Source organism: Pseudomonas sp. DNDY-54 (assembly GCF_019880365.1).
Classification (GTDB): Bacteria; Pseudomonadota; Gammaproteobacteria; order Pseudomonadales; family Pseudomonadaceae; genus Stutzerimonas; species Stutzerimonas stutzeri_P.
Map to the genome: position 1 here is coordinate 3,980,248 of NZ_CP082271.1, position 22,534 is coordinate 4,002,781.

Sequence of the window (22,534 nt, forward strand, 5' to 3'; positions counted from 1 at the left end):
GCCCCGGATGCAGGACGGTACGTCAACAGACCAGACCTGCGACCACCTTCTCGCTCACTCGCCACTGAACGCATGGCATCGATAGCATGAGCGAAACTGCAATCCACTCACCTCTAAACAAGGTGCAGCAATCCTTCCACTGGCGTAGCAGCATTGCGTGGCTCGTCTTGGTATTCACCCTGCTCGTTCAATTGGCGATCCTGCAGCACCTGAAGCTGAAAGAAGATCGCGCGGCCCGTCAACAGTTCGACTTTCTCGTTGAGACCACGGTTGAAGCCATCGGCAAACGCATGGTTGACCATGAGCAGATCTTGCTCGGCGCGGCCGGTCTGTTCGATGTCAGCGGTGAGGTCTCGCGTGCTCAATGGCGGTCTTATAACGAACGCCTACAGCTGGCCGAGCGCTACCCCGGCATACAAGGCGTGGGATTCGCCAAGGCAGTGCGGCCAGAGGCGCTGGAGGCGCATATACAGAGCATTCGTAATGAAGGTTTCGCCAACTACGAGGTGTATCCCCCAGCTGGCAACTCATCTCTACGCACCCCCATCGTTTACCTTGAGCCTTTCAACGACCGCAACCTTGCGGCGTTCGGCTATGACATGTTCGCCGAACCGGTGCGCCAACAGGCCATGCAGCAGGCGGCCGAAACCGGACAACCACACATCACCGGTAGAGTCCGGTTACGCCAGGAAACCCACGGCAAGATCCAGGCTGGCGTTCTGATGTACGTACCGCTGTACGAGCCAGGCAGACCGGTCGCCTCCATTGAAGAGCGTATGCAGGCGCTTCAGGGGTTTGTCTACAGCCCGTATCGGATGGATGACCTGATGCGCGGCATCCTGGGCGCAGCCGATCCGAACCTCAGCCTGCATATCTATGCCGGCGATACCGAGGACCCGGACAGCCTGATCTTCGCCAGCCGAGACGTGCCCCACGCCGAACCTAGCCAATACCGTGAAGTCATCCGACTCGACCTTTATGGCCAAACCTGGACGCTGCGGTTGGAAAGCCTGCCGGCATTCGATGCTTTTTTTCATACCAATAACGAGCTGGTAATCGGTCTGGGAATCGGCCTGAGCCTGCTGCTTTTCTTCCTGACGTCGTCACTCTCGCTCAGACGCAGCCGTGCCGAGGCGCTAGCGGAGGAGATGACGGAGCACATCCGGGAGAACAAGCGTGCCCTCCAGCTCAGCGAAGAGCGACTCAGCCTCGCACTAAAGGGCAGCAACGATGGGCTCTGGGACATGAATCTTGACGCCGGAACGTTCTACGCATCGCCGCGCGCTTGGCACATGCTCGGCTATCGCCCCGGCGAACTGCAATCAGATCTGACGCTATGGGAGCGGCTAATGCCGCCTGCGGACGTGCGCCAGGCGAAGGCACAGCTGGCACAGACCATGCTCTCAGCTGTCGATCACTTCACCACCGAGCTGCGTTTTCAGCACAAAAGCGGCACGGTGGTCCCGGTGTTGATCCGCGGCTATATCCAGCGAGACCGGAACGGTCAGCCGCTACGCATCAGCGGGACCAGCATGGACCTGACCGAGCACAAGCGCATTGAACAGATGAAGGATCAATTCGTCTCGACCGTCAGCCACGAACTGCGCACACCCTTGACCTCCATCAGCGGCGCGCTCGGCCTGGTGAACGGCGGCGCATTGGGCGAGGTGCCGGGCTCCATGCGGGAGATGCTCGAAATCGCCCATCGCAACAGCCTGCGCCTGGGCTACCTCATCGACGACTTGCTGGATATGGAAAAGATTGCGGCCGGCAAGATGGCGTTCGACATGCGCGAGCACTCGCTTGGCCGGTTGTTGGAAGAAGCACTTGCCAGCAACCAGGCTTTCGCCGCGCATTACGGTGTGAACTGCGTGTTGCGCAACCCGGCGCCGGTGAACGTCTGGATCGATGGCCTGCGCCTGCAGCAAGTGCTGGCCAACTTCTTATCGAATGCCATCAAATACACGCCCGAAGGCGGCGAAGTGACCCTGCACTGCACCCTCACCGACGCCGGCCATGTACGCATCAACGTCACCGATCAAGGCCCGGGCATCGCGCCAAGCTTTCAAACCCGAGTATTTGAGAAATTCGCCCAAGCCGACGGCTCCGACAGCCGTCAAAAAGGTGGTACCGGACTGGGCCTCGCCATCACCAAGGAATTTATCGAGCGCATGGGCGGCCGGGTCGGTTTCGACACTTCAGAAGGCCACGGTACAACCTTCTGGTGCGAGCTGCCGGTGCTTGAAGCCAGCACCTCGTCCGCCGATCAGGGTCAGCCGCGCCTGCTGGTCATCGAAGACGAACCGGACACGGGACGCCTGTTGCACCTGATGCTGCGTGATGCCGGTTACGCCGTTGATCGCGTGCAGAGCCTGCATGCTGCACGTAGCAAGCTCGCCACTACACGCTATGAGGCGTTGACGCTCGACCTGCATCTACCCGATGGCAGCGGACGCGAATTGATCGACGAGGTACGCAGCAACCCAGTGACGCGGGACGTGCCAATCATCGTGATCTCGGCGGCGAGCCAGTTCGACCAGCATGATGGGGATACCGGCATCATCTGGTTGCACAAACCCATCAGCGCGGCGCAACTATTAATCGCCCTCACCGACTCGCTGGAACACGCCAGGCCATTCCCCTGACCTAAGCGCTAACTCAGGGCCACCAATCGACAGGCATAAAAAAAGGCGCTGCAATCGCAGCGCCTCGGCACGTCTGAACCACTCGAATCAGGCCTGAATCGACCCCTTGAGCTTGTTCATCGCGTTCTTTTCGAGCTGTCGAATCCGCTCTGCAGATACTCCGTATTTCGCGGCGAGATCATGCAGGGTCGCCTTGTTATCGCTCAACCACCGTTGCTGGAGAATATCCCGACTACGCTCGTCCAGCGTCTCCAGCGCCTCGTGAAGGCTGGAGTTGGAGCTATCACTCCAATCGGCGTCCTCAAGTTGCCGCGCCGGATCGTAACGATGGTCTTCCAGGTAATGCGCCGGTGACTGGTAAGCGCTGTCGTCATCCGCATCGGCCGACGGATCGAACGCCATGTCGTGCCCCGTCAAACGGCTTTCCATCTCGCGGACTTCGCGGGCCTCGACGCCGAGGCTGTCGGCAACGCGTTCGACCTCTTCGTTATTCAACCAGGCCAAGCGCTTTTTCTGGCTGCGCAGATTAAAGAACAGCTTGCGCTGCGCCTTGGTGGTAGCGACTTTGACGATGCGCCAGTTGCGCAGAATGAATTCGTGTATTTCCGCCTTGATCCAATGCACGGCAAAGGACACCAGACGTACACCCATTTCAGGGTTGAAACGCTTGACCGCCTTCATCAGGCCGACGTTGCCTTCCTGGATCAGGTCGGCCTGAGCCAGCCCATAACCCGAATAACTGCGAGCGATGTGCACGACGAAGCGCAGGTGGGCAAGCACCATCTGGCGAGCGGCCTCGAGGTCCTGATGATAAAACAGACGCCCGGCCAGATCGCGTTCCTGCTCGACCGTAAGCAGCGGAATGCTGTTGACCGTCTGCACGTAGGCCTCGAGATTCGCTCCCGGGACTAGGGCTTGAACAGGTTGCAGATTTGTAGTCATGCAGATCCTCCAATAATGAAGCTGCAGCAGTTTAGCACTGCCGCGTGAGACCGCAAGCCTGTGGAAAAGTTTCCTTACAGCCTCATAAAAGCGATTTAAATCAGCGGGTTATCAGCGCGGTGCAAGTTCGTTTAGATGCCTTGCGACAGCCAACCATGCGCCGATATAACCCAGCAACACGGCGCCAAGCACCAAAGACACGGCATCATCGGCCGGCACACCGGCCAAACTAAAGTCGCTGCCATACAGTCCGGCCAACCCGACAACCGCCTCGTTCAGCCAGCCCAAGCCATAAGCCAGCAGCAACCAGGCAATCAACCCGGCACCCAATCCATACAAAGCGCCCATGTACAGAAAGGGACGCCGAACGTAACCATCGGTTCCGCCGACCAGCTTGACCACCTCGATCTCGGTGCGTCGGTTTTCGATGTGCAGACGAATGGTGTTTCCGATCACCAGCAGCAGCGTCGCGATGAGCAACAGGCTGAGGCCGAAGACAAACCGATCGCCCAGCTTCAGGATTGCCGTGAGCCGCTCAACCCAGAGCAGATCCAGCTGAGCCTGCTCGACACCTGGCAGCTCCGCCAGACGCTGACGCAACGTTTCAAGATTGTCGCGATCGATCTCGCTGGGCGTCACCACGATCACACCAGGCAACGGATTGTCGGGCAATTCGCGCAATGCTTCACCGAGCCCGGACAGTTGCTGAAACTCCTCAAGTGCCTGTTCGCGACTGATCCAGTTGGCCTCGGATACATCCGGCATCTGGATAATCTGTTCGCGAAGCGCCTGGCCCTGCTGCGCATTCACCTCCAACTGCATGTACAGCGAAATCTGCGCCGCACGCTGCCAGGACCCACCGAGGCGCTCGACATTATCGAGCAACAGCGCCAACCCCATGGGCAGGCTCAACGCAACCGCCATGACCAGACAGGTAAAGAAGCTGCCGATGGGTTGCTTGATCAACCGGCCGACACTGTCGACGACGCTGGCGCGATGACTTTCCACCCAGGCATGGAACAGTGTCTTGAAATCCGGCTCGTCGCTTCTAGGCTGTTCCGGCTTGTTACGCACACCACCGGCACGTTCGGCTGGATTGGGGTTCTGTTCGGACGAGCTCATCGTGCGGCCTCCCCGTCACCGATTAGACGCCCACGCTGCAGGGTCAGCATGCGATGGCGCATGCGAGCAATCAGCGCCAGATCGTGGCTGGCGATCAGCACGGTGGTGCCGAGGCGATTGATGTCTTCGAATACACCCATGATTTCTGCTGCCAGACGCGGGTCAAGGTTGCCGGTCGGTTCATCGGCGAGCAGCAGCGCCGGACGGTGGACCACGGCGCGGGCGATGCCTACACGCTGCTGTTGCCCAGTCGAAAGGTCCGATGGGTATTGCAACGCCTTGTCTTTGAGACTGACGCGCTCCAGCGCGGTCATGACGCGCTGGCCGATTTCGCGCTTGTTCAAACCAAGGATCTGCAGCGGCAGCGCCGCGTTATCAAAAACGGTGCGATCGAACAGCAGCTGGTGATTCTGGAACACCACGCCGATCTGCCGGCGGAGGAAGGGAATCTGAGCGTTGCTGATTCGCGACAGGTCCTGGCCCGCCAGCAGCAGCTTGCCGCTGGTGGGCCGCTCCATCGCTAGCAGCAGACGCAACAAGGTGCTCTTGCCGGCGCCAGAGTGGCCCGTGACGAACAGGAACTCACCGCGCTGCACATGGAATGACAGCTCATGTAGCCCGGTATGGCCGTTGGGATAGCGCTTGCCGACCTGCTCGAATCGGATCATGACGAGGCTCCGCCAGCCCCTTTCTCGGCGAACAACGCGTCAACGAAAGCATCGGCTTCAAAGGTGCGGAGGTCGTCGATGCCTTCACCCACGCCAATGTAGCGAATCGGTGTGCCGAACTGCTTGGCCAGCGCGAAGATCACGCCCCCTTTGGCGGTACCGTCGAGCTTGGTCAGCGCCAGACCTGTCAGTTCTACCGACTGGTTGAATTGTTTGGTCTGGTTGATGGCGTTCTGGCCGGTGCCGGCGTCGAGCACCAGCAACACCTCATGCGGGGCGCTTTCGTCGAGCTTGCCCATCACCCGACGGACCTTTTTCAGCTCTTCCATCAAGTTGTCCTTGGTGTGCAGACGTCCCGCCGTATCAGCGATCAGCACATCGATCCCGCGGGCTTTGGCGGCCTGCACGGCGTCGAAAATCACCGAAGCGGAATCGGCACCGGTGTGCTGGGCGATCACGGCGATCTTGTTGCGCTCACCCCAGATCTGCAACTGCTCAACGGCCGCCGCACGGAAGGTGTCGCCAGCCGCGAGCATGACCTTCTTGCCTTCAAGCTGTAGCTTCTTCGCCAACTTGCCGATCGTGGTGGTTTTGCCGACACCATTAACCCCGACCACCAAGATCACAAACGGCTGTTTGCTGCTATCGATCACCAATGGCTGCTCGACGGGCTTGAGCAGGCTGGCCAGCTCCTCCTGCAACGCCTTGTACAAGGCGCCGCTGTCAGCGAGCTCCTTGCGTGACACCCGTCGCGCGAGGTTCTGCATGATTGCCGTCGTGGCTTCAACGCCAACATCCGCTGTCAACAAGCGGGTTTCCAGCTCGTCCAGCAGGTCATCATCGATGGCCTTTTTGCCCAGGAACAAACTGGCCATGCCCTCGCCGATGCTGGCGCTGGTCTTCGACAGGCCCTGTTTGAGGCGAGCAAAAAATCCAAGCTTGGCCGGCGGCTCTGTCGTTGCGGGGACTGGCGCCGGTTCGACCGCGATCTCGGCCAGGGTCGGCGCTTCAGGCTCTTCATCGGGCTGAACGAGCTCCGGGATCGGCTCAGGCTCAGGCTCGGCATGCAGGACGGCTTCCGGCTTGATCTCTGGCGCAACCGGCTCGGGCTGCGCGATCGCAGCTTCGTCGCCGGCAGGATCAGCGGTCGGCTGCTGTTCGGTTAAAGCGGTATCGGGCTCGTCAGCGAACGGCTGGCTGTCTTCCAGCGGCTCGGCAGGCGGCGGCTCGGCGGCCGGCGTTTGCGGCTTCTTGCGCAACCAGCCAAACAAGCCTTTCTTCTCGCCAGCCGCGGCCGGCGCCTTCTTATCGTCGTTGGAACCAAACATGGAGAAGATTTTCTCAAGAGGGCGATACGCCGGCGGCCACGCCACCGGCCAGACGGAGGCTATCCTAGCACTGCGCAACCGCCGGCGCTAAGCACGGCCATCCAGCCACCACACGGCGCGATACACATAGGGCGCTGCGCCGCTTTGCCCTGGCCCCGACGCCCCAGTACCATGCCCTGCGTGTTTCCGCCTGCCGGCGCCGTCGCGGCGGGATTCATCATTAAACGAGCCCTGAATATGTCACTGACGCTACGCCGCGCCGCAGCTTTATTACTCGGCGCCCTGTACCTGCCATGGGTCATCGCGGCCGAGAGCCAACCCACCCATGAATTCGTTCTGAACAACGGCCTCAAGGTCATCGTACGTGAGGATCACCGGGCCCCGGTCGTGGTGTCTCAGCTCTGGTACAAGGTCGGCTCCAGCTACGAATCACCGGGGCAGACAGGGCTCTCCCATGCCCTTGAGCACATGATGTTCAAGGGCAGCCGCAAGCTCGAGGCGGGGGAAGCCTCGCGCATCCTTCGAGAGCTTGGCGCGGAAGAGAATGCTTTCACCAGCGACGATTACACAGCTTATTACCAGGTTCTGGCGCGTGACCGTCTGGCCGTCGCTTTCGAGCTGGAAGCGGACCGCCTCGCCAGCTTGCAAATACCGAAAGATGAGTTCGCGCGGGAAATCGAGGTCATCAAGGAGGAACGCCGTCTTCGCACCGACGACAAGCCGAGCGCTCTCGCCTTCGAGCGTTTCAAAGCCATGGCCTACCCGGCCAGCGGCTACCACGTCCCGACCATCGGCTGGATGGCCGATCTTCAGCGCATGACCGTGGCAGACCTGCGCGCCTGGTACTTGGCGTGGTATGCGCCCAACAACGCTACGCTGGTAGTCGTGGGCGACGTCACGCCAGCGGAAGTGCGCACCCTGGCGGAGCGCTATTTCGGCCCTATCGAGAGTCGGCCGATCCCCAGCGCCAAGCGCCCCCTGGAGCTGGACGAGCCAGGCGAACGTCGCCTGACCTTGCATGTGAAAACCCAGGTGCCCAGCCTGATCATGGCGTTCAACACACCCGGACTAGCCACCGCAGAGGACTCTCGTCAGATCCATGCGTTGCGACTGATCAGCGCGCTGCTCGATGGCGGCTATAGCGCACGCCTGCCGCAGCAGCTCGAACGCGGCGAGGAACTAGTGACCAGCGCCTCTGCCTGGTACAACGCCTACGCCCGCGGCGACAGCCTGTTCGCACTCAGCGCCGCACCGAACATGCAGAAGGGACGGACGCTTGAAGAGGTCGAAGCCGGTCTTTGGCAGCAACTCGAACGGCTGAAGGAAACCGCGCCCTCGGAGGACGAGCTGGAGCGCGTGCGTGCCCAGGTTATTGCCGGGCTGGTGTACGAGCGCGACTCCATTACCCAGCAGGCCACCACCATCGGCCAACTGGAAACTGTTGGATTGTCCTGGCGCCTGATGGACGAAGAACTCAGCGCGCTTGAGGCGGTAACGCCTGCCGATATCCAGCAGGCTGCCCGCACCTACTTCACCCGCTCACGCCTGAGCGTTGCCTACGTCCTGCCAGAGGAGTCCAGCGATGAGTGATCGCAATCTATTGCGTCGCGGCCTGCTCGGGCTGGCACTGGCGTCTTGCCTTGCTTTGACCGCCTGCGAGGGCGACGCGGGCGACACCACAACGCCATTGCCCACCCCGCCAGCCGGGACGGTCGCCACACCGGCTGAATCCGGGCAAGCCATCGCCAATGCCAACGCCAAAAAACCGCGCGTGGAATCGCTCGACGAGCTCGGCGATCAGCCGCTGGCGCGACGCGAGCTGGAGATCCAGAGCTGGCAGACCGAAGGCGGCGCCAGGGTGTTGTTCGTCGAGGCCCACCAATTACCGATGTTCGACCTGCGTCTGACGTTTGCCGCCGGCAGCAGCCAGGACGACGGTATTCCGGGACTGGCCATGCTGACCAACGCCATGCTCAATGAAGGCATCGAGGGCATGGATGTCACGGCCATCGCTGAAGGTTTCGAGGGACTCGGCGCGGAGTTTGGCAACGGCTCGTACCGCGACATGGCGGTCGCCAGCCTGCGTAGCCTGAGCGAGCAGGACAAACGCGACCCTGCGCTGCAACTGTTCAGCCAGGTGATTGGGCAGCCGACCTTCCCCGAGGACTCCCTGCAGCGAATCAAGAATCAGGTGCTCGCCAGCTTCGAATTCCAGAAGCAGAACCCCGGCAAGCTGGCCAGCCTCGCGCTGTTCGAGCAGCTTTACCAGGACCATCCTTACGCACACCCGAGCGAGGGCACACCCGAGTCGATCCCTGGCATCACAGCGGCGCAGCTACGCGCCTTCCATGCCAAGGGTTATGCCGCCGGGAATGCCGTGATTGCCCTGGTTGGTGATCTCGACCGGAGCCAAGCCGAGGCGATTGCCGAGCAGGTGTCCAGCGCGTTGCCCCAGGGCGACGCACTGCCCGCGCCGCAACCTCCAAGCGAGCCCACGGCAGTCCAGCAGCACATCGACTTCCCTTCCAACCAGACGCATCTGATGCTGTCACAGCTCGGTATTCCGCGAGGGCACCCCGATTACGCCGCGCTGTATCTGGGTAATCAAATCCTTGGCGGGGGTGGCTTCGGCACGCGCTTGATGGAGGAAGTTCGAGAAAAACGTGGGCTGACCTATGGCGTTTATTCCGGCTTCAGCCCGATGCAGGTCGCCGGACCCTTCATGATCAACCTGCAAACCCGAGCCGAACTGGCCGATGGCACCCTGGAACTGGTGCAACGGCTGGTCGCGGAATTCCTTCAGAATGGCCCAACCCAAGCCGAACTCGAGCGCAGCAAACGCGAGGTCGCCGGAAGCTTTCCGCTGTCCACCGCCAGCAACGCGGACATCGTCGGTCAGCTGGGCAGCATTGGGTTTTACAACCTGCCGCTGACGTACCTGGAAGATTTCATGCAACAGGTTCAGGCCCTGTCGGTCGAAGAGGTCAAGCGGGCGATGAACGAACATCTCAGCGTTGATGGCTTCGTCATCGTCACGGCCGGCCCGGACGTCGAGCAAAAACCATTACCGGCCCCGAGCGACAAGCCCGTCGAGCAACCCAGCAGCGTTCCGGAGCATTAATGGCCAACCCACCCCTTCGCCCTTCTGCCCAGCGTGGCCAGGGCCAGCTGCGCATCATTGGCGGTGAATGGCGCAGCCGGCGCTTCAGCTTTCCCGATGCCGAAGGTTTGCGACCGACACCCGATCGTGTGCGCGAAACACTGTTCAACTGGATCGCGCCCTATATGTCCGGCGCCCGCGTGCTCGACCCCTTTACCGGAAGTGGCGCCCTCTATCTCGAGGCGCTGTCACGTGGCGCCAGCATGGCATTGGCGCTGGACGTCAACGCCAATGCCATTGCCAGTCTGCGCAAGCATCTGGACACGCTGAGCTGCGGCCAGGGCCAGTTGTTGCAGAGCGACGCGTTGCGGTATCTGGAAACCCAAACACCCACACCGTTCGACTTGGTATTTCTCGACCCGCCGTTCAATAAGAACCTGCTGCAGCCTGCTTGCGCACTGCTGGAAAGTAAGGGCTGGCTGGCCAAGCATGCCTGGGTGTACACCGAGAGCGAGGCCGTGCCGTCGAGCCTCGGCCTGCCAGGCAACTGGCGCCTGCACCGTGAAAAACAAGCGGGCAAAGTGCATTACGCATTGTGGGAGCGCAGCGGCGAGGCCTGAACACGGCGGCAACCAGCCCACCTGCCCGTGAAACGAACAGCGACACCGTAACCAGCAACAGGACCCGCCCGTGTCCGTAACCTTCCCTGACGCCACTGAACCCGCCCCAAGCGCGACCTTCGCGCCCGCTTGGTGGCTCCCGGGCGGCCATCTGCAAACCCTGTGGAATCCATTCTGCAGGCGTGCGTCCTCACTCCAGCGGCGCCGCGAACGGCTGTGGCTAGCAGACGGAGACTTCATCGACCTGGATTGGCACGGCCCGCATGACCCTGCGACGCCATTGGTGGTGGTGTTGCACGGACTCACCGGCTCTTCCAGCTCACATTACGTACTGGGGCTGCAACAACAACTGGCCGACAGAGACTGGGCCAGCGTCGCCATCAATTGGCGGGGCTGCTCCGGCGAGCCGAATCTGCTGCCGCGCGCCTACCATTCCGGTGCCAGTGATGACCTGGCCGAAGTCATCGCCCATCTGCAGGCCGCACGCCCGTTGGCGCCGCTCTACGCGGTGGGATACTCGCTGGGCGGCAACGTCCTGCTGAAGTATCTCGGCGAATGTGGCGCGACGGCACCGCTGCAGCGAGCCGTGGCGGTCTCGGTGCCGTTTCGACTGGATCAGTGCGCCGATCGCATCGGCCTAGGCTTTTCGCGGGTTTATCAGGCGCACTTCATGCGCGAGATGGTGGCCTATGTGAAAGACAAGCAGCGGCTGTTCGCTGACCAAGGCAACACCGAGCACCTGTCGGCCCTCCAACGCCTCGGTTCGCTGAAAGGTATGCGCACCTTTTGGGATTTCGATGGCCGCTTCACTGCCCCGCTACACGGTTATGCGGATGCCAACGATTACTACCGTCGCGCTTCAAGCCGCTATTTTCTGTCAGATATCCGTATCCCGACGCTGTTGATCCAGGCTGAAGACGATCCCTTCGTCTTCCGTCACAGCGTGCCGGAGCCGGACGAGCTCTCGGCATCGACAACCCTGGAGCTGCATCGCCGAGGGGGGCATGTCGGCTTCGTAGAGGGCTCGCCGATCAAGCCGCAGTATTACCTAGAGCGGCGAATTCCGCAGTGGCTGAGGGAGCGTTAGCCTGAGTCTTAGTTTTCTCGGCGGCGAGACACCATGCGCCCTTTCGTACCCCAGCTCTGCTCGACAATGGCTCAACCTGCAGTAAACGGACCATGGAGCTGCGCCAGTAACCCGGACACGGCAGAACGTGCCGCTTCTGTCACGAACCCCTCCTCGAGTGCCACCAGCTGGTAAATGCCTCGGCGCAGCGTGTCCCGGTCCAATGCCTCATCCGGCGCGCCGTTCAGCGTACAGAGGAATCGGATCCATGACGTCATGATGATCCACGCGTTGAGCGCCAGTGCCTCCACCTGCGGCGTCGTCATCTGGAGAATGCCGGCATCTACGAAGCCCTGATAGATGCGTTGCGCGCTCAGCAGATGGCGTTTGGCGAAGCTCCGATAGCGCTCGGCCAGGCCTTCGTCACTGGCCAGGAGATGCTCGAGATCCTGATGCAGAAACCGGTAGTCCCACATCGCCGAGAGCAGCGCTTCAAGGTAGTGCGTCTTGTCGTCGATGGTCAGCGAGCGGCCTTCCGGCAACTGCATAAAAGCGTCCACCTCTGCCTCATAGCGGCCAAAAAGCTCGGCAATGATCATCTGCTTATTGCGGAAGTGGTAATACAGGTTGCCCGGCGAGATACCCAAGTGCGCAGCAACGTGGTTGGTCGTGACGCTTCGCTCACCCTGCGCGTTGAACAACTGCAGGCTGGCTTGAAGGATACGGTCACGGGTTTTCGATCTCGAAGACATTGCGGGGAGGTTCATCCGTCTCACTAAACCGGGAGGCAAAGGTAACCCGGCAGCCGTAGCCGTGCACCCGATTGACAGACTAGAGCATTTACTCTAGAAACACAGCACCTGCCCGCCGCTCCGGAGCATCGCCCGTGCTTGCCGATGTTACTTACATGAATCAATCCGCCCTTGAGATTGAACGTCTGCAGTCGCTGTTCGAGCGCCAACGCAGTGCTTTCCAGGCCCATCCGAGCCCAACAGTCGAGGATCGCCTGCAAGCGTTGGAGGCGCTGCATGATCTGCTTGCCAGCCATCAGCAGCCGCTGATCGAGGTTATTAGTGAGGACTTCGGCAATCGCTCGGCAGACGAAACGCGCCTGGCCGAGATCATGCCCAGCCTGCATGGCATCCAGCACGCCAAGCGTCATCTGCGCCAATGGATGAAGCCATCCCGGAGACGCGTCGGCATGGCGTTTCAGCCGGCCAGCGCAAAAGTGGTGTACCAGCCGCTCGGCGTTGTCGGCATCATCGTCCCGTGGAACTATCCGCTGTACCTGGCCATCGGGCCGTTGATCGGCGCGCTCGCGGCGGGCAATCGGGTATTGCTGAAAATGAGCGAATCCACTCCGGCCACCGGGCGGCTGCTGAAGGAACTGCTCGTGCAGATCTTTCCCGAGGATCAGGTGGCAGTGGTACTCGGCGAAGCCGATGTGGGCATCGCCTTCTCGCGCTTGCCGCTCGATCATCTCCTGTTTACCGGCAGCACCAGTATCGGCCGGCAGGTCATGCGCGCCGCGGCGGAGAGCCTGACCCCGGTGACGCTGGAACTGGGCGGCAAGTCGCCAGCCATTGTCTCGGCTGACGTGCCGCTCGCAGACGCGGCAGAGCGCATCGCCTTCGGCAAAACGCTGAATGCGGGCCAGACCTGTGTTGCCCCCGATTACGTACTGGTCCCGAGGCAGCGCGTGGATGGCTTCGTCGAGGCGTATCGTCAGGTGGTGCGACGTTTCTACCCACAGCTGACAGACAACCCGGACTACACCGCGATCGTCAATGGGCGTCAGCACACCCGACTGCAAGGCTACCTCGACGACGCCCAGAGCAAAGGCGCCCGAATCCTGCCGCTGTTCGAACAGGGCCAGGGGCGACGTATGCCGCACCATCTGTTACTGGACGTCACGGACGATATGCAGGTGATGCAGGACGAGATCTTCGGCCCGCTGCTACCCATCGTGCCCTACGAGGGTCTCGACCAGGCGCTCGCGTACGTCAACGCCCGCCCGCGCCCGCTGGCGCTCTATTACTTTGGCTACGACAAGGCGGAGCAGGCCCGTGTACTGCGCGACACCCATTCCGGTGGCGTCTGTCTCAACGACACCCTGCTGCACGTCGCACAGGATGACCTGCCCTTCGGTGGCATCGGACCCTCTGGGATGGGCCATTACCACGGGCACGAAGGATTCCTGACCTTCAGCAAGGCCAAGGGCGTGTTCATTAAACAGCGCTTCAATGCCGCGCGAATGATCTACCCCCCATATGGCAAGGCGCTGCAGCGGCTGGTCTACAAGCTGTTCGTACGCTGAGCCGCCACCGGTGACAATAACAATGACACGCACCGATCACCTCCTCAGCCGACGCCGCCTGCTCCGGGTTGGCGTGTTTGGCAGCGCGGCCCTGGCGGGCGCCGGCCTGCTGGGTAGCCTTTCCGGCTGCAGCGCCGAGCAATCTGCCGCTGGCTTCCTGCACCTGCGCAACAGCGACCTTCCCACGCTTCGTCGGTTGGCGCCGGTACTCCTGGAAGGCGCGCTACCTTCGACGAGCATGCCGCGCGCGGTTCGAGGCACGCTGGAGAACCTCGACCTGGGTCTCGCTCATCTGCCGCCCGCCGTCTCTAAACAGATCCAGCAGCTGTTCGACCTCCTCAGCCTCCCGCTGACCCGTGGCCCTGTCACCGGCATCTGGGGCAGCTGGGAGCAGGCGCAGGACGCCGACATACAAGCGTTTCTACAGCGCTGGGAGAACAGCTCGATCGCGCTGCTGCGACAGGGCAATGTCGCGCTTCAACAGATGATTCTGATGGCCTGGTACGGCCGCCAGGAATCCTGGGCGCATTGCGGATACCCGGGGCCGCCGGTGATCTAGCGGTGCCCACGACACGACGAGGGAACACGATGCCCGTTTCAGACCCGATAGCCGATGGCCTGGCCCGCGGCTGGAAAACCTATGATGGGTCGCGCCTCGAGCTCGACATGACCCTGGACGCTGACATTGCCATCGTCGGCAGTGGTGCGGGCGGTGCCACCAGTGCGGAAATTCTCAGCGCAGCCGGATTCAAGGTGCTCTTGATCGAGGAAGGGCCGCTGCGCAGCAGCCGAGATTTCGACATGCAGGAGCCTGCTGCCTACGCCTCGCTCTATCAGGAAGCGCTCGGCCGGACTAGCCAAGACGGCGCCATCACGATCTTGCAAGGGCGCGCCGTTGGTGGCTCGACATTGGTCAATTGGACATCAAGCTTTCGCACCCCAGCCCCGACACTTGAACATTGGGCCCAAGAGCACGCCGTGAAAGGGTTGACCCCTGACACCCTGACGCCCTGGTTCGAGCGTATGGAAGATCGTTTGGGGATCGAGCCCTGGCATCTTCCACCCAACGCCAACAATCAAGTGATCCGTAACGGCTGCAAGGCCCTGGGCTACAGCTGGGCAGTGATTCCACGAAACGTGAAAAATTGCTGGAACCTCGGCTACTGCGGCATGGGTTGCCCGACCAACGCCAAGCAATCAATGCTGGTGACAACGATTCCCGCCACCTTGGACAAAGGTGGTGAACTGCTCTATCTCGCCCGCGCTGAGCGCCTCCTCATCAAAGACGACCGCATCATGGCGCTGGAGTGTTCCGCCATGGACTCGCGCGCTGTCGCACCGACGGGCCGCAAGATTCGCGTCCAAGCACGTCACTACCTACTCGCAGGTGGCGGCATCAACACTCCGGCGATCTTGCTGCGCTCGGGTGCACCGGATCCGCACCAGCGCTTAGGCAAACGTACCTTCCTGCATCTTGTGAATTTCTCCGCCGCGCAGTTCGATGCGGTTATCAACCCCTTCTATGGCGCGCCGCAGTCAGTCTATTCCGATCAATTCCAATGGGACGACGGCACGCGCGGGCGCATGTCTTACAAACTGGAGGTGCCGCCCGTTCATCCCGCCCTGGCCGCCACGCTGCTGGGCCGCTTCGGTACCGAAAACGCGCTGCGCATGGAACAACTGCCGCACACCAACGCGATGATTGCGCTGATGCGCGACGGGTTTCATCCGGACAGCGCCGAAGGCCAGGTGCAGTTGCGCAGTGACGGCTCACCCACACTCGATTATCAGATGACGGGCTATACCTGGGACGGCATCCGACGCGCCTACCACAGCATGGCGGAGATTCAGTTCGCGGCGGGCGCCAAGGCCGTGTTGCCGCTGCACAGCGATGCGACCTATGCCACCAACCTGAAACAGGCCCGGGAAATGATCGATGAACTGAACCTCGAGCTGTATCGCACGCGCCTCGGCAGCGCCCATGTCATGGGCGGCTGCGCCATGGGTGAGGACCCGCGCCAGGCGGTCACCGACAGCCTAGGCCGGCACCATCAGCTGGAGAACCTGTCTATCCACGACGGCTCACTTTTCCCGACGAGCATTGGCGCCAATCCGCAATTATCGATTTATGCGCTGGCCGCAAAGCTGTCCAGCCACCTCGCCGAACGATTGAACCGGGCCTGACCACGACAAAGGTGCCTTCAGCCTTGATGCTTTACGCTGCCGTTACCGAGCCGCTACCATCCACCCCCCACGCATGCGTCAGGACGCCGCGATGAATCGAGTGTTGTATCCGGGAACCTTCGACCCGATCACCATGGGCCACACCGACCTGGTCGAACGCGCCTCCCGTCTGTTCGACGAGGTGATCATTGCGGTCGCTGCCAGCCCGAACAAGAATCCGTTGTTTCCGCTGGAACAACGCGTAGCGCTGGCTCAGGAAGTCACCGCGCATCTGCCCAACGTCAAAGTGCTGGGTTTCTCGACGCTGCTGGCGCACTTCGTCACGGAGCAGAAGGCCAACGTCCTGCTACGTGGTCTGCGAGCCGTATCCGATTTCGAGTACGAGTTCCAGCTGGCCAATATGAATCGGCAACTCGTTCCGGACGTGGAAAGCCTGTTTCTGACCCCCTCGGAAAAGTTTTCCTACATCTCCTCGACCCTGGTTCGCGAAATTGCGCGACTGGGTGGTGATGTCACAAAGTTCGTTCACCCATCCGTCATGAAGGCGCTGACCGAGCGCTACGCCTCGCGCTAGAGCGTCGCAGCTCCAGACTCGGTGAATAATGCCGACACATGGGGCATCGCCGCACGTGCACAGGGCGAGCCGATGCGGCAAAATTGCCGCGTCGTTTTTACTGCGCTGCGGTGCTTACCGCAGCTGGAGTTAGCTGGATGTCCCTGATAATCACCGATGACTGCATCAACTGCGACGTGTGCGAGCCCGAGTGCCCGAACAGCGCGATTTCTCAAGGCGAGGAAATCTACGTCATCGACCCCAACCTCTGCACCGAGTGCGTCGGCCACTATGACGAACCGCAGTGTCAGCAGGTCTGCCCGGTAGACTGCATCCCGCTCGACGAAAGCAACGTCGAGAGCAAGGACGAGTTGATGCAGAAGTACATGATCATCACCGGCAAGGCCTGATATCCCGACCTCGGCTCGAAACCGAGGTCAGCTTCACCCGCCCGAGGGCGGAGCCGTCTTTTCTTCCACGTCTCAACACACATCTACTGCGGCCGCGCAGCCGTGGCCCGCGCGTGCGTGAACGAAACGTGGAGCCTAGACCGAAAACGACACGGCCCCGCACGCGATGAAGCGGCGAGGCCGTGAGGGTGGACCGCTTGACTACCCGATCCAGCGAAGTTGAACCGCTGTATCAGTCCTGGCGGTTGTAACCGACGCGGGTGCAACCCAGGCAACGGGCAAAAGCGGCGGCGCCCGGCTCGACGACCAGCGCACGGCCGGTTTCCTTGATGCCGCCACCCATGGCGCTGAAGGGCAGGCTGACGACGAACAGCCCAGCACCGACGACAGTGGCTGCGATCAGCAGCGGACGGGCGATCAGCAGGTCGCCAACTATGGAAAAGGCTTTGGGGGCTTCAACGGTGTACATCGGATCGCCACTGGCGTTCTGCTGTACCGATTGCGCCTGCGCAGGCATCGTCAGCAGACCGGTGGTCAGGGCCAAGACAACAGCAGTGGAGCGAAACAGATTCATGGTGTGGTCCTTCAGCTGGGCGAAACGAGGCAGATGATTGTAGTGAGCGTCACTATAGCAGTGGCCGCCGGTTGTTGATCGTGAACACCGTCAATGCCTGCGCAGTGCATGGCAGATCGGTTTTTCATCGCTGACAGCGTCCGCAATAGACGCTGGCCCGCTGGCCGAGACGAATTTCGCGCAGGGTTGAACCGCAGGTTTTGCAAAAATCCCCGCCTCGGCCGTAGACGAAAAGCTCTTGCTGGAAATAGCCCGGCTTGCCGTCGCCACCCACGAAATCGCGCAGCGTGGTGCCGCCGCGCTCGATGGCATAGGCCAGTATTCGTTTAATCTCCTCGGCCAGCCTCATATAGCGCGCCCGTGACACCGCTCCGGCGGCACGCCGTGGATCGATCCCGGCGGCAAACAACGCCTCGCTCGCATAGATGTTGCCGACGCCCACCACCACCGCGTTATCCATGATGAAGGGCTTGATCGCCATGCTGCGACCGCGCGACATCTGGTACAGCCGCTCACCGTCGAACGCATCGCTGAGCGGCTCCGGCCCAAGGCTGGCAAGCAGCACGTGGCTCAACGGATCATCGCTCCACAGCAGCGCGCCGAAGCGACGCGGGTCCGTGTAGCGCAGCGCCATGCCGGACTCGAGCACGATGTCGACGTGCTCGTGCTTGCCCACCGGCAGATCCGCCGGCACCAGCCGCAGGCTACCTGACATGCCCAAGTGTGCAATCAGGGTGCCGACTTCAGCCTTGATCAGCAGGTATTTGGCGCGCCGCTCCACCGCCTCGATCCGCTGGCCTGACAGCCGCACGTCGAGGTCATCTGGAATGAGCCAGCGCAGCCGACGCTCGCGCACGACGACCTGACTGACACGTTGACCGACAAGATGCGGAGCGATGCCGCGGCGGGTGGTTTCGACTTCTGGAAGTTCGGGCATACAGGCAAATCGAGAAGGGAACGGCAGGCGACCTTAGCAGCTAACGCACGGCCCGGTCAGCCGACACCCAGCTCGCGGATGATGTCGCGCTGGCATTCGAAATCGTATTCCGAGAGGCCGACATATTCGAGCACCAGCTGGGCCACCGCATCCCATTCATGGTCCTCCGGCTGGTCGCCGAGCACGCGATGGCAGGCGCAGATGTGCTCGGCCATCTTCAGAATCGCCAGCAGCGTCTTGACCTGCGGATCGCTCCACTCATCGTTGAACAGGGCCAGCGCGTTGTGGTGATTGGCGATGGCCTCGCACAAGTGCTGCGGCAGCTTCCACGAGCGTGCCACGAAATACCCGACCACCGCATGATTGGTGTTCAGCACCCGGTTCTCAATGTCGGTAATGCGCGTCGCGGCATCGACGCTGGCGTAGGCCTCCTCCAGCACCGTCATATAGCCAGGGAAGCGCGTCAGCATCAGCGGGATGCCGCAGTTGTGAAACAGACCAAGCGTGTAGGCCTCGTCCGGGGCTGGGTGTCCGATGCGCTTGGCCAGCGCCAGGCAGGTGCTGGCCACGTCCTGCGCCGAATCCCAGAAGCGGTTGAGCGTAACGATGGCCGCATCGGTCAGCTCGCCGCGGATCGATTGCGCGTTGATTAGGTTGATCACCGAACGGCAGCCCAGCAAATTGACGGCCTGCTGGATCGACGCGATGCGGTTGGCGAGGCCGAAAAATGGCGAGTTGACTGTTTTCAACAAAGCGCCGGACAGCCCTGGATCCTGACTGATCAGCCGTGCGATGGCACGCAGGTCAGGATCAGGCATGACCTGCTCCATCTGCAGGTCAACCATGATCTGCGGCTGCGGAGGAACGCTGATCCCCTGCAGCACGCTGCGGATCTGCTCGTCGGTGAGTTCGATGGACATTGGACTGGCCTGACCTGGCGACTGGCACAAGGCCATCAAAGGGAGAATGCGAACTTTGGCCGAGTTCATGGTCGGATTTCAAGTAGACCATCTGCAAACCGACGAGGAGGACAACGAAATGGCCGAATCCCTGAAAGGCAAACGTGTAGCGATCTTGGTAACCGACGGTTTCGAGCAGGTCGAGCTGACCGGCCCGAAGGAAGCGCTGGAAAAAGCCGGCGCGTTCGCCGAGATCATCTCATCCTCGAACGGTGAAGTGACCGGCTGGAACCACATCACTCCGGACACCAAGTTCCATGTCGACAACACCTTCGAAGGCATCAAAATGAGTGACTACGATGCCGTGGTGCTGCCAGGCGGCGTGGTGAACTCCGACACCATTCGTACCGATGAAAAAGCGCAGCAGCTGGTGCGCGAAGCAGCCCAGGCAAACAAGCCGATAGCGGTCATTTGCCATGGTGGGTGGCTATTGATTTCAGCCAAACTCGTGCAAGGGAAGCGGATGACAAGCTACCCATCGCTCACCGACGACCTGAAAAACGCGGGCGCCAATTGGGTCGACGAACAGGTGGTGGTCGATGGAAATCTGATCAGCAGCCGCAACCCTGACGATATCCCGGCCTTTAGCCAGGCCCTGGTCAAAGCCCTCGCGGCTTGACGGAAAGCTGGTGGCCGAACGTAGGGTGGATCCCGCTTCATCGATCCACTGAAACACGGATTCGGAGCTCGTTGAAGCCGAGGGTGCAACGAATCGCCAGCGACCCTCTGCACAGGTACCCGTTCCAACGCCCTTCCGTCCAGCCTCGGCCGTCGCCCAGCGCTCAACCAGCCAGCGCTTTTGTCCGCCCGCTCCCCTATAATCCCGCCCTTTTCCCGGAGCCCTCCCGATGAGCCTGCCCAGCCTGCGCCTCAAAGCCAACGCCGATCGCCGCCTGCGCGCCGGCCATCTGTGGGTCTACAGCAACGAAGTGGATACCGCCGCCACGCCGCTGAGCGGCTTTGCTGCCGGTGATCAGGCGATCCTCGAAGCGGCTGGCGGCAAACCGCTGGGCATCGTCGGCGTCTCGCCGAACAACCTGATCTGCGCGCGCCTGCTGTCTCGCGACCTCAAGCACAGCCTGGACAAGTCGCTGCTGGTGCATCGCATCCAGGTCGCCCTGTCGCTGCGCGATCGCCTGTTCGATCAACCCTGCTACCGCCTGATCTATGGCGACGCGGATCTGCTGCCGGGCCTGGTGGTGGACCGCTTCCATGACCATCTGGTGGTTCAGCTGGCGTCGGCGACCATGGAGCGCAACAAGGATGCCGTGCTCGAAGCGCTGGTGCAGGTGCTCAAGCCGCGCGGCGTGCTATGGAAAAACGACTCCAGCGCCCGCGATGCTGAGGGTCTGGAGCGTTACGTCGATACCGCGTTCGGCGTAGTGCCGGAGTGGGTCGCGCTGGAAGAGAACGGCGTGAAGTTTGAAGCGCCCGTGTTGCAGGGCCAGAAGACTGGCTGGTTCTACGATCACCGCATGAACCGCGCGCGCCTGGCACCCTACGTCAAGGGCAAGCGCGTGCTGGACCTGTTCAGCTACATTGGCGGCTGGGGCGTGCAGGCGGCGGCCTTCGGTGCCAGCGAAGTGTTCTGCGTCGATGCGTCGGCGTTCGCGCTGGATGGTGTCGAGCGTAACGCCGCGCTCAATGGCGTGGCCGAGAAGATGACCTGCGTCGAGGGTGATGCCTTCGAGGCGATGAAGGAACTGAAGAACGCCGAAGAGCGTTTCGACGTGGTCATCACCGACCCGCCCGCCTTCATCAAGCGCAAGAAGGACATCAAGAACGGCGAGGCCGCCTACCGCCGCCTCAACGAGGCCGCGATGCGCCTGCTGAACAAGGACGGCATCCTGGTCAGCGCCAGCTGCTCGATGCACCTGGAAGAAGACAACTTGCAGAACATCCTGCTCGGCAGCGCGCGTCATCTGGACCGCAACATCCAGCTGCTCGAGCGTGGATCACAGGGCCCGGATCACCCGGTACATCCGGCGATCCCCGAGACCCGCTATATCAAGAGCATCACCTGTCGCATCCTGCCTAACAGCTGATAGCTGCCGCCAGACGAACGAAGCCCCACACCAAGACGCGCGTGGGGCTCGTTAACCGCCTTACTCGATACCCTTGCGCTCCTCGGTCCAAAGATAGCTGGTGCACAACCCGCAGAAGCGACCATAGAAGGTGCTGCGCGCCGTTTCATCCTCCATCAGGTGATAGCGGAACCACGCCGTTGAGGGCCCGCGGTAGGCGCCACCGTCGCCGACCGGCTCGAAGTGACTGACATAGCGCCGCTCACCCCAGAACACCGGCACGTTGGCGCGTGTATAGACCGGCTGCGCGTTGAGATACGGAAACGCAATGGTGTCGCCGCCGCCGGACATCAGAAACATCGGCCCCTTCTGATTTCGCTGGGACGCCGAATTGTGGCCCAGCCCGATGGTGTAGGGCTGGATCGGCGCGGTCACGCTCACCCGATCATCCTGCCCAGCCATAATCGACCCACCGCCGCCCTGGGAATGTCCGGATGTGCCGACCCGGCCAGTGTTGAGCACACCCACATAGGTGCCGAAGGTGCGGTTGCTCTCTTGTACCAGGTAGTCCAGGCAGGCCAGCATGTCCTGTCCGGTGCCGGCGTTGGACGTCTCTGCCGCCGCAACGACAAACCCATGACTGGCCCAGTGCGACAACAGACCCGAATACGTGGAGGGCCCTGCCCCGGTCCCGTTACCCCAGAGAATGACCGGATGCCGGACACCATTCTGGCCCAAGTTACTCGGTCGATAAACGCGGCAGTTCGGGCCTTCGCTGCGACTGGTCGTGGCGTAGGGACCGGAGCGTTCGAAGTTGGACACGCCTGGAAATGGCGTGCCGGGTGTATCCGGCAGTGGTGCAGCCATGGCAGATCCGCAAATCGCCAAGCTCAGCGCAGCGGCAATGCCGCCAAGTTTGATGTCCAGCATGTGCATTCCTCTTGTTGTTCTATTTATGTGTATGGACGTTCGCGCCAGCCCGCCATGCGAGTCGAGCGCACTGCACCTCCTATATCGCCCGCCCGTCAGTAACGCGGGTGGCCAGTCGGCCCGAATCAACCCTAGCCAGCGAAAATCGCCGCGCC

21 protein-coding genes are annotated in these 22,534 nt (G+C 61.7%); 12 read left to right on the forward strand and 9 right to left on the reverse strand.

From position 1 onward, the window contains the following. Positions 1-86 precede the first annotated feature (86 nt). Positions 87-2,645 carry a CHASE domain-containing protein gene (locus K4O48_RS18455; protein ID WP_222909794.1) on the forward strand — a complete coding sequence of 853 codons (2,559 nt, stop codon included), beginning with the start codon at positions 87-89 and terminating at the stop codon, positions 2,643-2,645. Between the two features lie 87 nt (positions 2,646-2,732). Here K4O48_RS18455 and rpoH read toward each other — a convergent pair whose 3' ends face one another. The 4 genes from rpoH to ftsY all read right to left on the reverse strand — a co-directional run bounded on the left by rpoH (position 2,733) and on the right by ftsY (position 6,705). Beyond that, complete coding sequence (gene rpoH / locus K4O48_RS18460; RefSeq protein WP_222909795.1) at positions 2,733-3,587, reverse strand: RNA polymerase sigma factor RpoH; 855 nt, start codon at positions 3,585-3,587, stop codon at positions 2,733-2,735. A 111-nt stretch (positions 3,588-3,698) separates the two neighbouring features. Continuing rightward, complete coding sequence (ftsX, locus tag K4O48_RS18465) at positions 3,699-4,709, reverse strand: permease-like cell division protein FtsX (RefSeq protein WP_222909796.1); 1,011 nt, start codon at positions 4,707-4,709, stop codon at positions 3,699-3,701. After that, entirely contained in the window at positions 4,706-5,377 is a 672-nt protein-coding gene (gene ftsE, locus K4O48_RS18470) for a cell division ATP-binding protein FtsE (RefSeq protein WP_025243434.1), read from the reverse strand. Before ftsE ends, ftsX begins: the two co-directional genes overlap by 4 nt. Then, on the reverse strand, positions 5,374-6,705 hold the full coding sequence (gene ftsY / locus K4O48_RS18475; protein ID WP_222909797.1) for a signal recognition particle-docking protein FtsY: 1,332 nt from the start codon (positions 6,703-6,705) through the stop codon (positions 5,374-5,376). The genes ftsE and ftsY overlap by 4 nt, the downstream gene beginning before the upstream one ends. 237 nt (positions 6,706-6,942) lie before the next feature. On the opposite strand from ftsY, the gene K4O48_RS18480 reads away from it, so the two are divergent. From K4O48_RS18480 to K4O48_RS18495, 4 genes are all read left to right on the forward strand, one after another. Next, on the forward strand, positions 6,943-8,295 hold the full coding sequence (locus K4O48_RS18480) for a M16 family metallopeptidase (RefSeq protein WP_222909798.1): 1,353 nt from the start codon (positions 6,943-6,945) through the stop codon (positions 8,293-8,295). Further along, positions 8,288-9,826, forward strand: coding sequence for a M16 family metallopeptidase (locus K4O48_RS18485; RefSeq protein ID WP_222909799.1), 1,539 nt, complete (start codon positions 8,288-8,290; stop codon positions 9,824-9,826). The genes K4O48_RS18480 and K4O48_RS18485 overlap by 8 nt, the downstream gene beginning before the upstream one ends. After that, complete coding sequence (gene rsmD / locus K4O48_RS18490) at positions 9,826-10,425, forward strand: 16S rRNA (guanine(966)-N(2))-methyltransferase RsmD (RefSeq protein ID WP_222909800.1); 600 nt, start codon at positions 9,826-9,828, stop codon at positions 10,423-10,425. The genes K4O48_RS18485 and rsmD overlap by 1 nt, the downstream gene beginning before the upstream one ends. 70 nt (positions 10,426-10,495) lie before the next feature. Then, positions 10,496-11,512 (forward strand): hydrolase, encoded by a 1,017-nt coding sequence (locus K4O48_RS18495; RefSeq protein WP_222909801.1) that lies wholly within the window; start codon positions 10,496-10,498, stop codon positions 11,510-11,512. 71 nt (positions 11,513-11,583) lie between these two features. Here the strand turns inward: K4O48_RS18495 and K4O48_RS18500 are convergent, their stop codons facing one another. Further along, on the reverse strand, positions 11,584-12,243 hold the full coding sequence (locus K4O48_RS18500) for a TetR/AcrR family transcriptional regulator (protein WP_222909802.1): 660 nt from the start codon (positions 12,241-12,243) through the stop codon (positions 11,584-11,586). Positions 12,244-12,398: 155 nt separating this feature from the next. Here K4O48_RS18500 and K4O48_RS18505 point away from each other — a divergent pair, with 155 nt between their 5' ends. The 5 genes from K4O48_RS18505 to K4O48_RS18525 all read left to right on the forward strand — a co-directional run bounded on the left by K4O48_RS18505 (position 12,399) and on the right by K4O48_RS18525 (position 16,955). Then, a complete protein-coding gene (locus tag K4O48_RS18505; RefSeq protein ID WP_409518909.1) occupies positions 12,399-13,808 on the forward strand; it encodes a coniferyl aldehyde dehydrogenase in 1,410 nt (469 codons plus the stop codon). Positions 13,809-13,830: 22 nt separating this feature from the next. After that, positions 13,831-14,367: a twin-arginine translocation pathway signal protein gene (locus tag K4O48_RS18510; protein WP_222909804.1), complete on the forward strand. Its 537-nt coding sequence runs from the start codon at positions 13,831-13,833 to the stop codon at positions 14,365-14,367. A 29-nt stretch (positions 14,368-14,396) separates the two neighbouring features. After that, entirely contained in the window at positions 14,397-15,992 is a 1,596-nt protein-coding gene (locus tag K4O48_RS18515; RefSeq protein ID WP_222909805.1) for a GMC family oxidoreductase, read from the forward strand. A gap of 91 nt (positions 15,993-16,083) precedes the next feature. Next, a complete protein-coding gene (coaD, locus tag K4O48_RS18520) occupies positions 16,084-16,566 on the forward strand; it encodes a pantetheine-phosphate adenylyltransferase (RefSeq protein WP_222909806.1) in 483 nt (160 codons plus the stop codon). Positions 16,567-16,703: 137 nt separating this feature from the next. Then, positions 16,704-16,955, forward strand: coding sequence for a YfhL family 4Fe-4S dicluster ferredoxin (locus K4O48_RS18525; protein ID WP_045423623.1), 252 nt, complete (start codon positions 16,704-16,706; stop codon positions 16,953-16,955). Positions 16,956-17,187: 232 nt separating this feature from the next. Here the strand turns inward: K4O48_RS18525 and K4O48_RS18530 are convergent, their stop codons facing one another. From K4O48_RS18530 to K4O48_RS18540, 3 genes are all read right to left on the reverse strand, one after another. Further along, positions 17,188-17,529, reverse strand: a complete 342-nt coding sequence (locus K4O48_RS18530; RefSeq protein ID WP_222909807.1) for a multidrug transporter — start codon at positions 17,527-17,529, stop codon at positions 17,188-17,190. A 124-nt stretch (positions 17,530-17,653) separates the two neighbouring features. Then, positions 17,654-18,466 (reverse strand): bifunctional DNA-formamidopyrimidine glycosylase/DNA-(apurinic or apyrimidinic site) lyase, encoded by an 813-nt coding sequence (gene mutM / locus K4O48_RS18535; protein WP_222909808.1) that lies wholly within the window; start codon positions 18,464-18,466, stop codon positions 17,654-17,656. A gap of 56 nt (positions 18,467-18,522) precedes the next feature. Further along, the gene (locus tag K4O48_RS18540; RefSeq protein WP_222909809.1) at positions 18,523-19,386 is read right to left on the reverse strand and encodes an HDOD domain-containing protein; all 864 of its coding nucleotides are present in this window, start codon (positions 19,384-19,386) and stop codon (positions 18,523-18,525) included. 118 nt (positions 19,387-19,504) lie between these two features. Between K4O48_RS18540 and K4O48_RS18545 the strand changes: the two genes are divergently transcribed. Together K4O48_RS18545 and K4O48_RS18550 are read left to right on the forward strand one after the other, a co-directional pair. Then, positions 19,505-20,044, forward strand: coding sequence for a type 1 glutamine amidotransferase domain-containing protein (locus K4O48_RS18545; protein WP_222912159.1), 540 nt, complete (start codon positions 19,505-19,507; stop codon positions 20,042-20,044). 229 nt (positions 20,045-20,273) lie between these two features. Further along, entirely contained in the window at positions 20,274-21,470 is a 1,197-nt protein-coding gene (locus tag K4O48_RS18550; RefSeq protein ID WP_222909810.1) for a class I SAM-dependent rRNA methyltransferase, read from the forward strand. 60 nt (positions 21,471-21,530) lie between these two features. Here K4O48_RS18550 and K4O48_RS18555 read toward each other — a convergent pair whose 3' ends face one another. Next, positions 21,531-22,379 carry an alpha/beta hydrolase gene (locus K4O48_RS18555; RefSeq protein ID WP_222909811.1) on the reverse strand — a complete coding sequence of 283 codons (849 nt, stop codon included), beginning with the start codon at positions 22,377-22,379 and terminating at the stop codon, positions 21,531-21,533. Between the last annotated feature and the right edge of the window lie 155 nt (positions 22,380-22,534).

Bases quoted from the DNA above. Each gene is read 5' to 3' on its own strand.
- ftsY (WP_222909797.1), bottom strand. From the start codon at position 6,705: ATGTTTGGTTCCAACGACGATAAGAAGGCGCCGGCCGCGGCTGGCGAG.
- K4O48_RS18455 (WP_222909794.1), top strand. From the start codon at position 87: ATGAGCGAAACTGCAATCCACTCACCTCTAAACAAGGTGCAGCAATCC.
- K4O48_RS18525 (WP_045423623.1), top strand. From the start codon at position 16,704: ATGTCCCTGATAATCACCGATGACTGCATCAACTGCGACGTGTGCGAG.
- K4O48_RS18500 (WP_222909802.1), bottom strand. From the start codon at position 12,243: ATGTCTTCGAGATCGAAAACCCGTGACCGTATCCTTCAAGCCAGCCTG.
- rpoH (WP_222909795.1), bottom strand. From the start codon at position 3,587: ATGACTACAAATCTGCAACCTGTTCAAGCCCTAGTCCCGGGAGCGAAT.
- K4O48_RS18540 (WP_222909809.1), bottom strand. From the start codon at position 19,386: ATGTCCATCGAACTCACCGACGAGCAGATCCGCAGCGTGCTGCAGGGG.
- K4O48_RS18545 (WP_222912159.1), top strand. From the start codon at position 19,505: ATGGCCGAATCCCTGAAAGGCAAACGTGTAGCGATCTTGGTAACCGAC.
- mutM (WP_222909808.1), bottom strand. From the start codon at position 18,466: ATGCCCGAACTTCCAGAAGTCGAAACCACCCGCCGCGGCATCGCTCCG.
- ftsX (WP_222909796.1), bottom strand. From the start codon at position 4,709: ATGAGCTCGTCCGAACAGAACCCCAATCCAGCCGAACGTGCCGGTGGT.
- ftsE (WP_025243434.1), bottom strand. From the start codon at position 5,377: ATGATCCGATTCGAGCAGGTCGGCAAGCGCTATCCCAACGGCCATACC.
- rsmD (WP_222909800.1), top strand. From the start codon at position 9,826: ATGGCCAACCCACCCCTTCGCCCTTCTGCCCAGCGTGGCCAGGGCCAG.
- K4O48_RS18555 (WP_222909811.1), bottom strand. From the start codon at position 22,379: ATGCTGGACATCAAACTTGGCGGCATTGCCGCTGCGCTGAGCTTGGCG.
- K4O48_RS18515 (WP_222909805.1), top strand. From the start codon at position 14,397: ATGCCCGTTTCAGACCCGATAGCCGATGGCCTGGCCCGCGGCTGGAAA.
- K4O48_RS18550 (WP_222909810.1), top strand. From the start codon at position 20,274: ATGAGCCTGCCCAGCCTGCGCCTCAAAGCCAACGCCGATCGCCGCCTG.
- K4O48_RS18505 (WP_409518909.1), top strand. From the start codon at position 12,399: ATGAATCAATCCGCCCTTGAGATTGAACGTCTGCAGTCGCTGTTCGAG.
- coaD (WP_222909806.1), top strand. From the start codon at position 16,084: ATGAATCGAGTGTTGTATCCGGGAACCTTCGACCCGATCACCATGGGC.
- K4O48_RS18530 (WP_222909807.1), bottom strand. From the start codon at position 17,529: ATGAATCTGTTTCGCTCCACTGCTGTTGTCTTGGCCCTGACCACCGGT.
- K4O48_RS18510 (WP_222909804.1), top strand. From the start codon at position 13,831: ATGACACGCACCGATCACCTCCTCAGCCGACGCCGCCTGCTCCGGGTT.
- K4O48_RS18485 (WP_222909799.1), top strand. From the start codon at position 8,288: ATGAGTGATCGCAATCTATTGCGTCGCGGCCTGCTCGGGCTGGCACTG.
- K4O48_RS18480 (WP_222909798.1), top strand. From the start codon at position 6,943: ATGTCACTGACGCTACGCCGCGCCGCAGCTTTATTACTCGGCGCCCTG.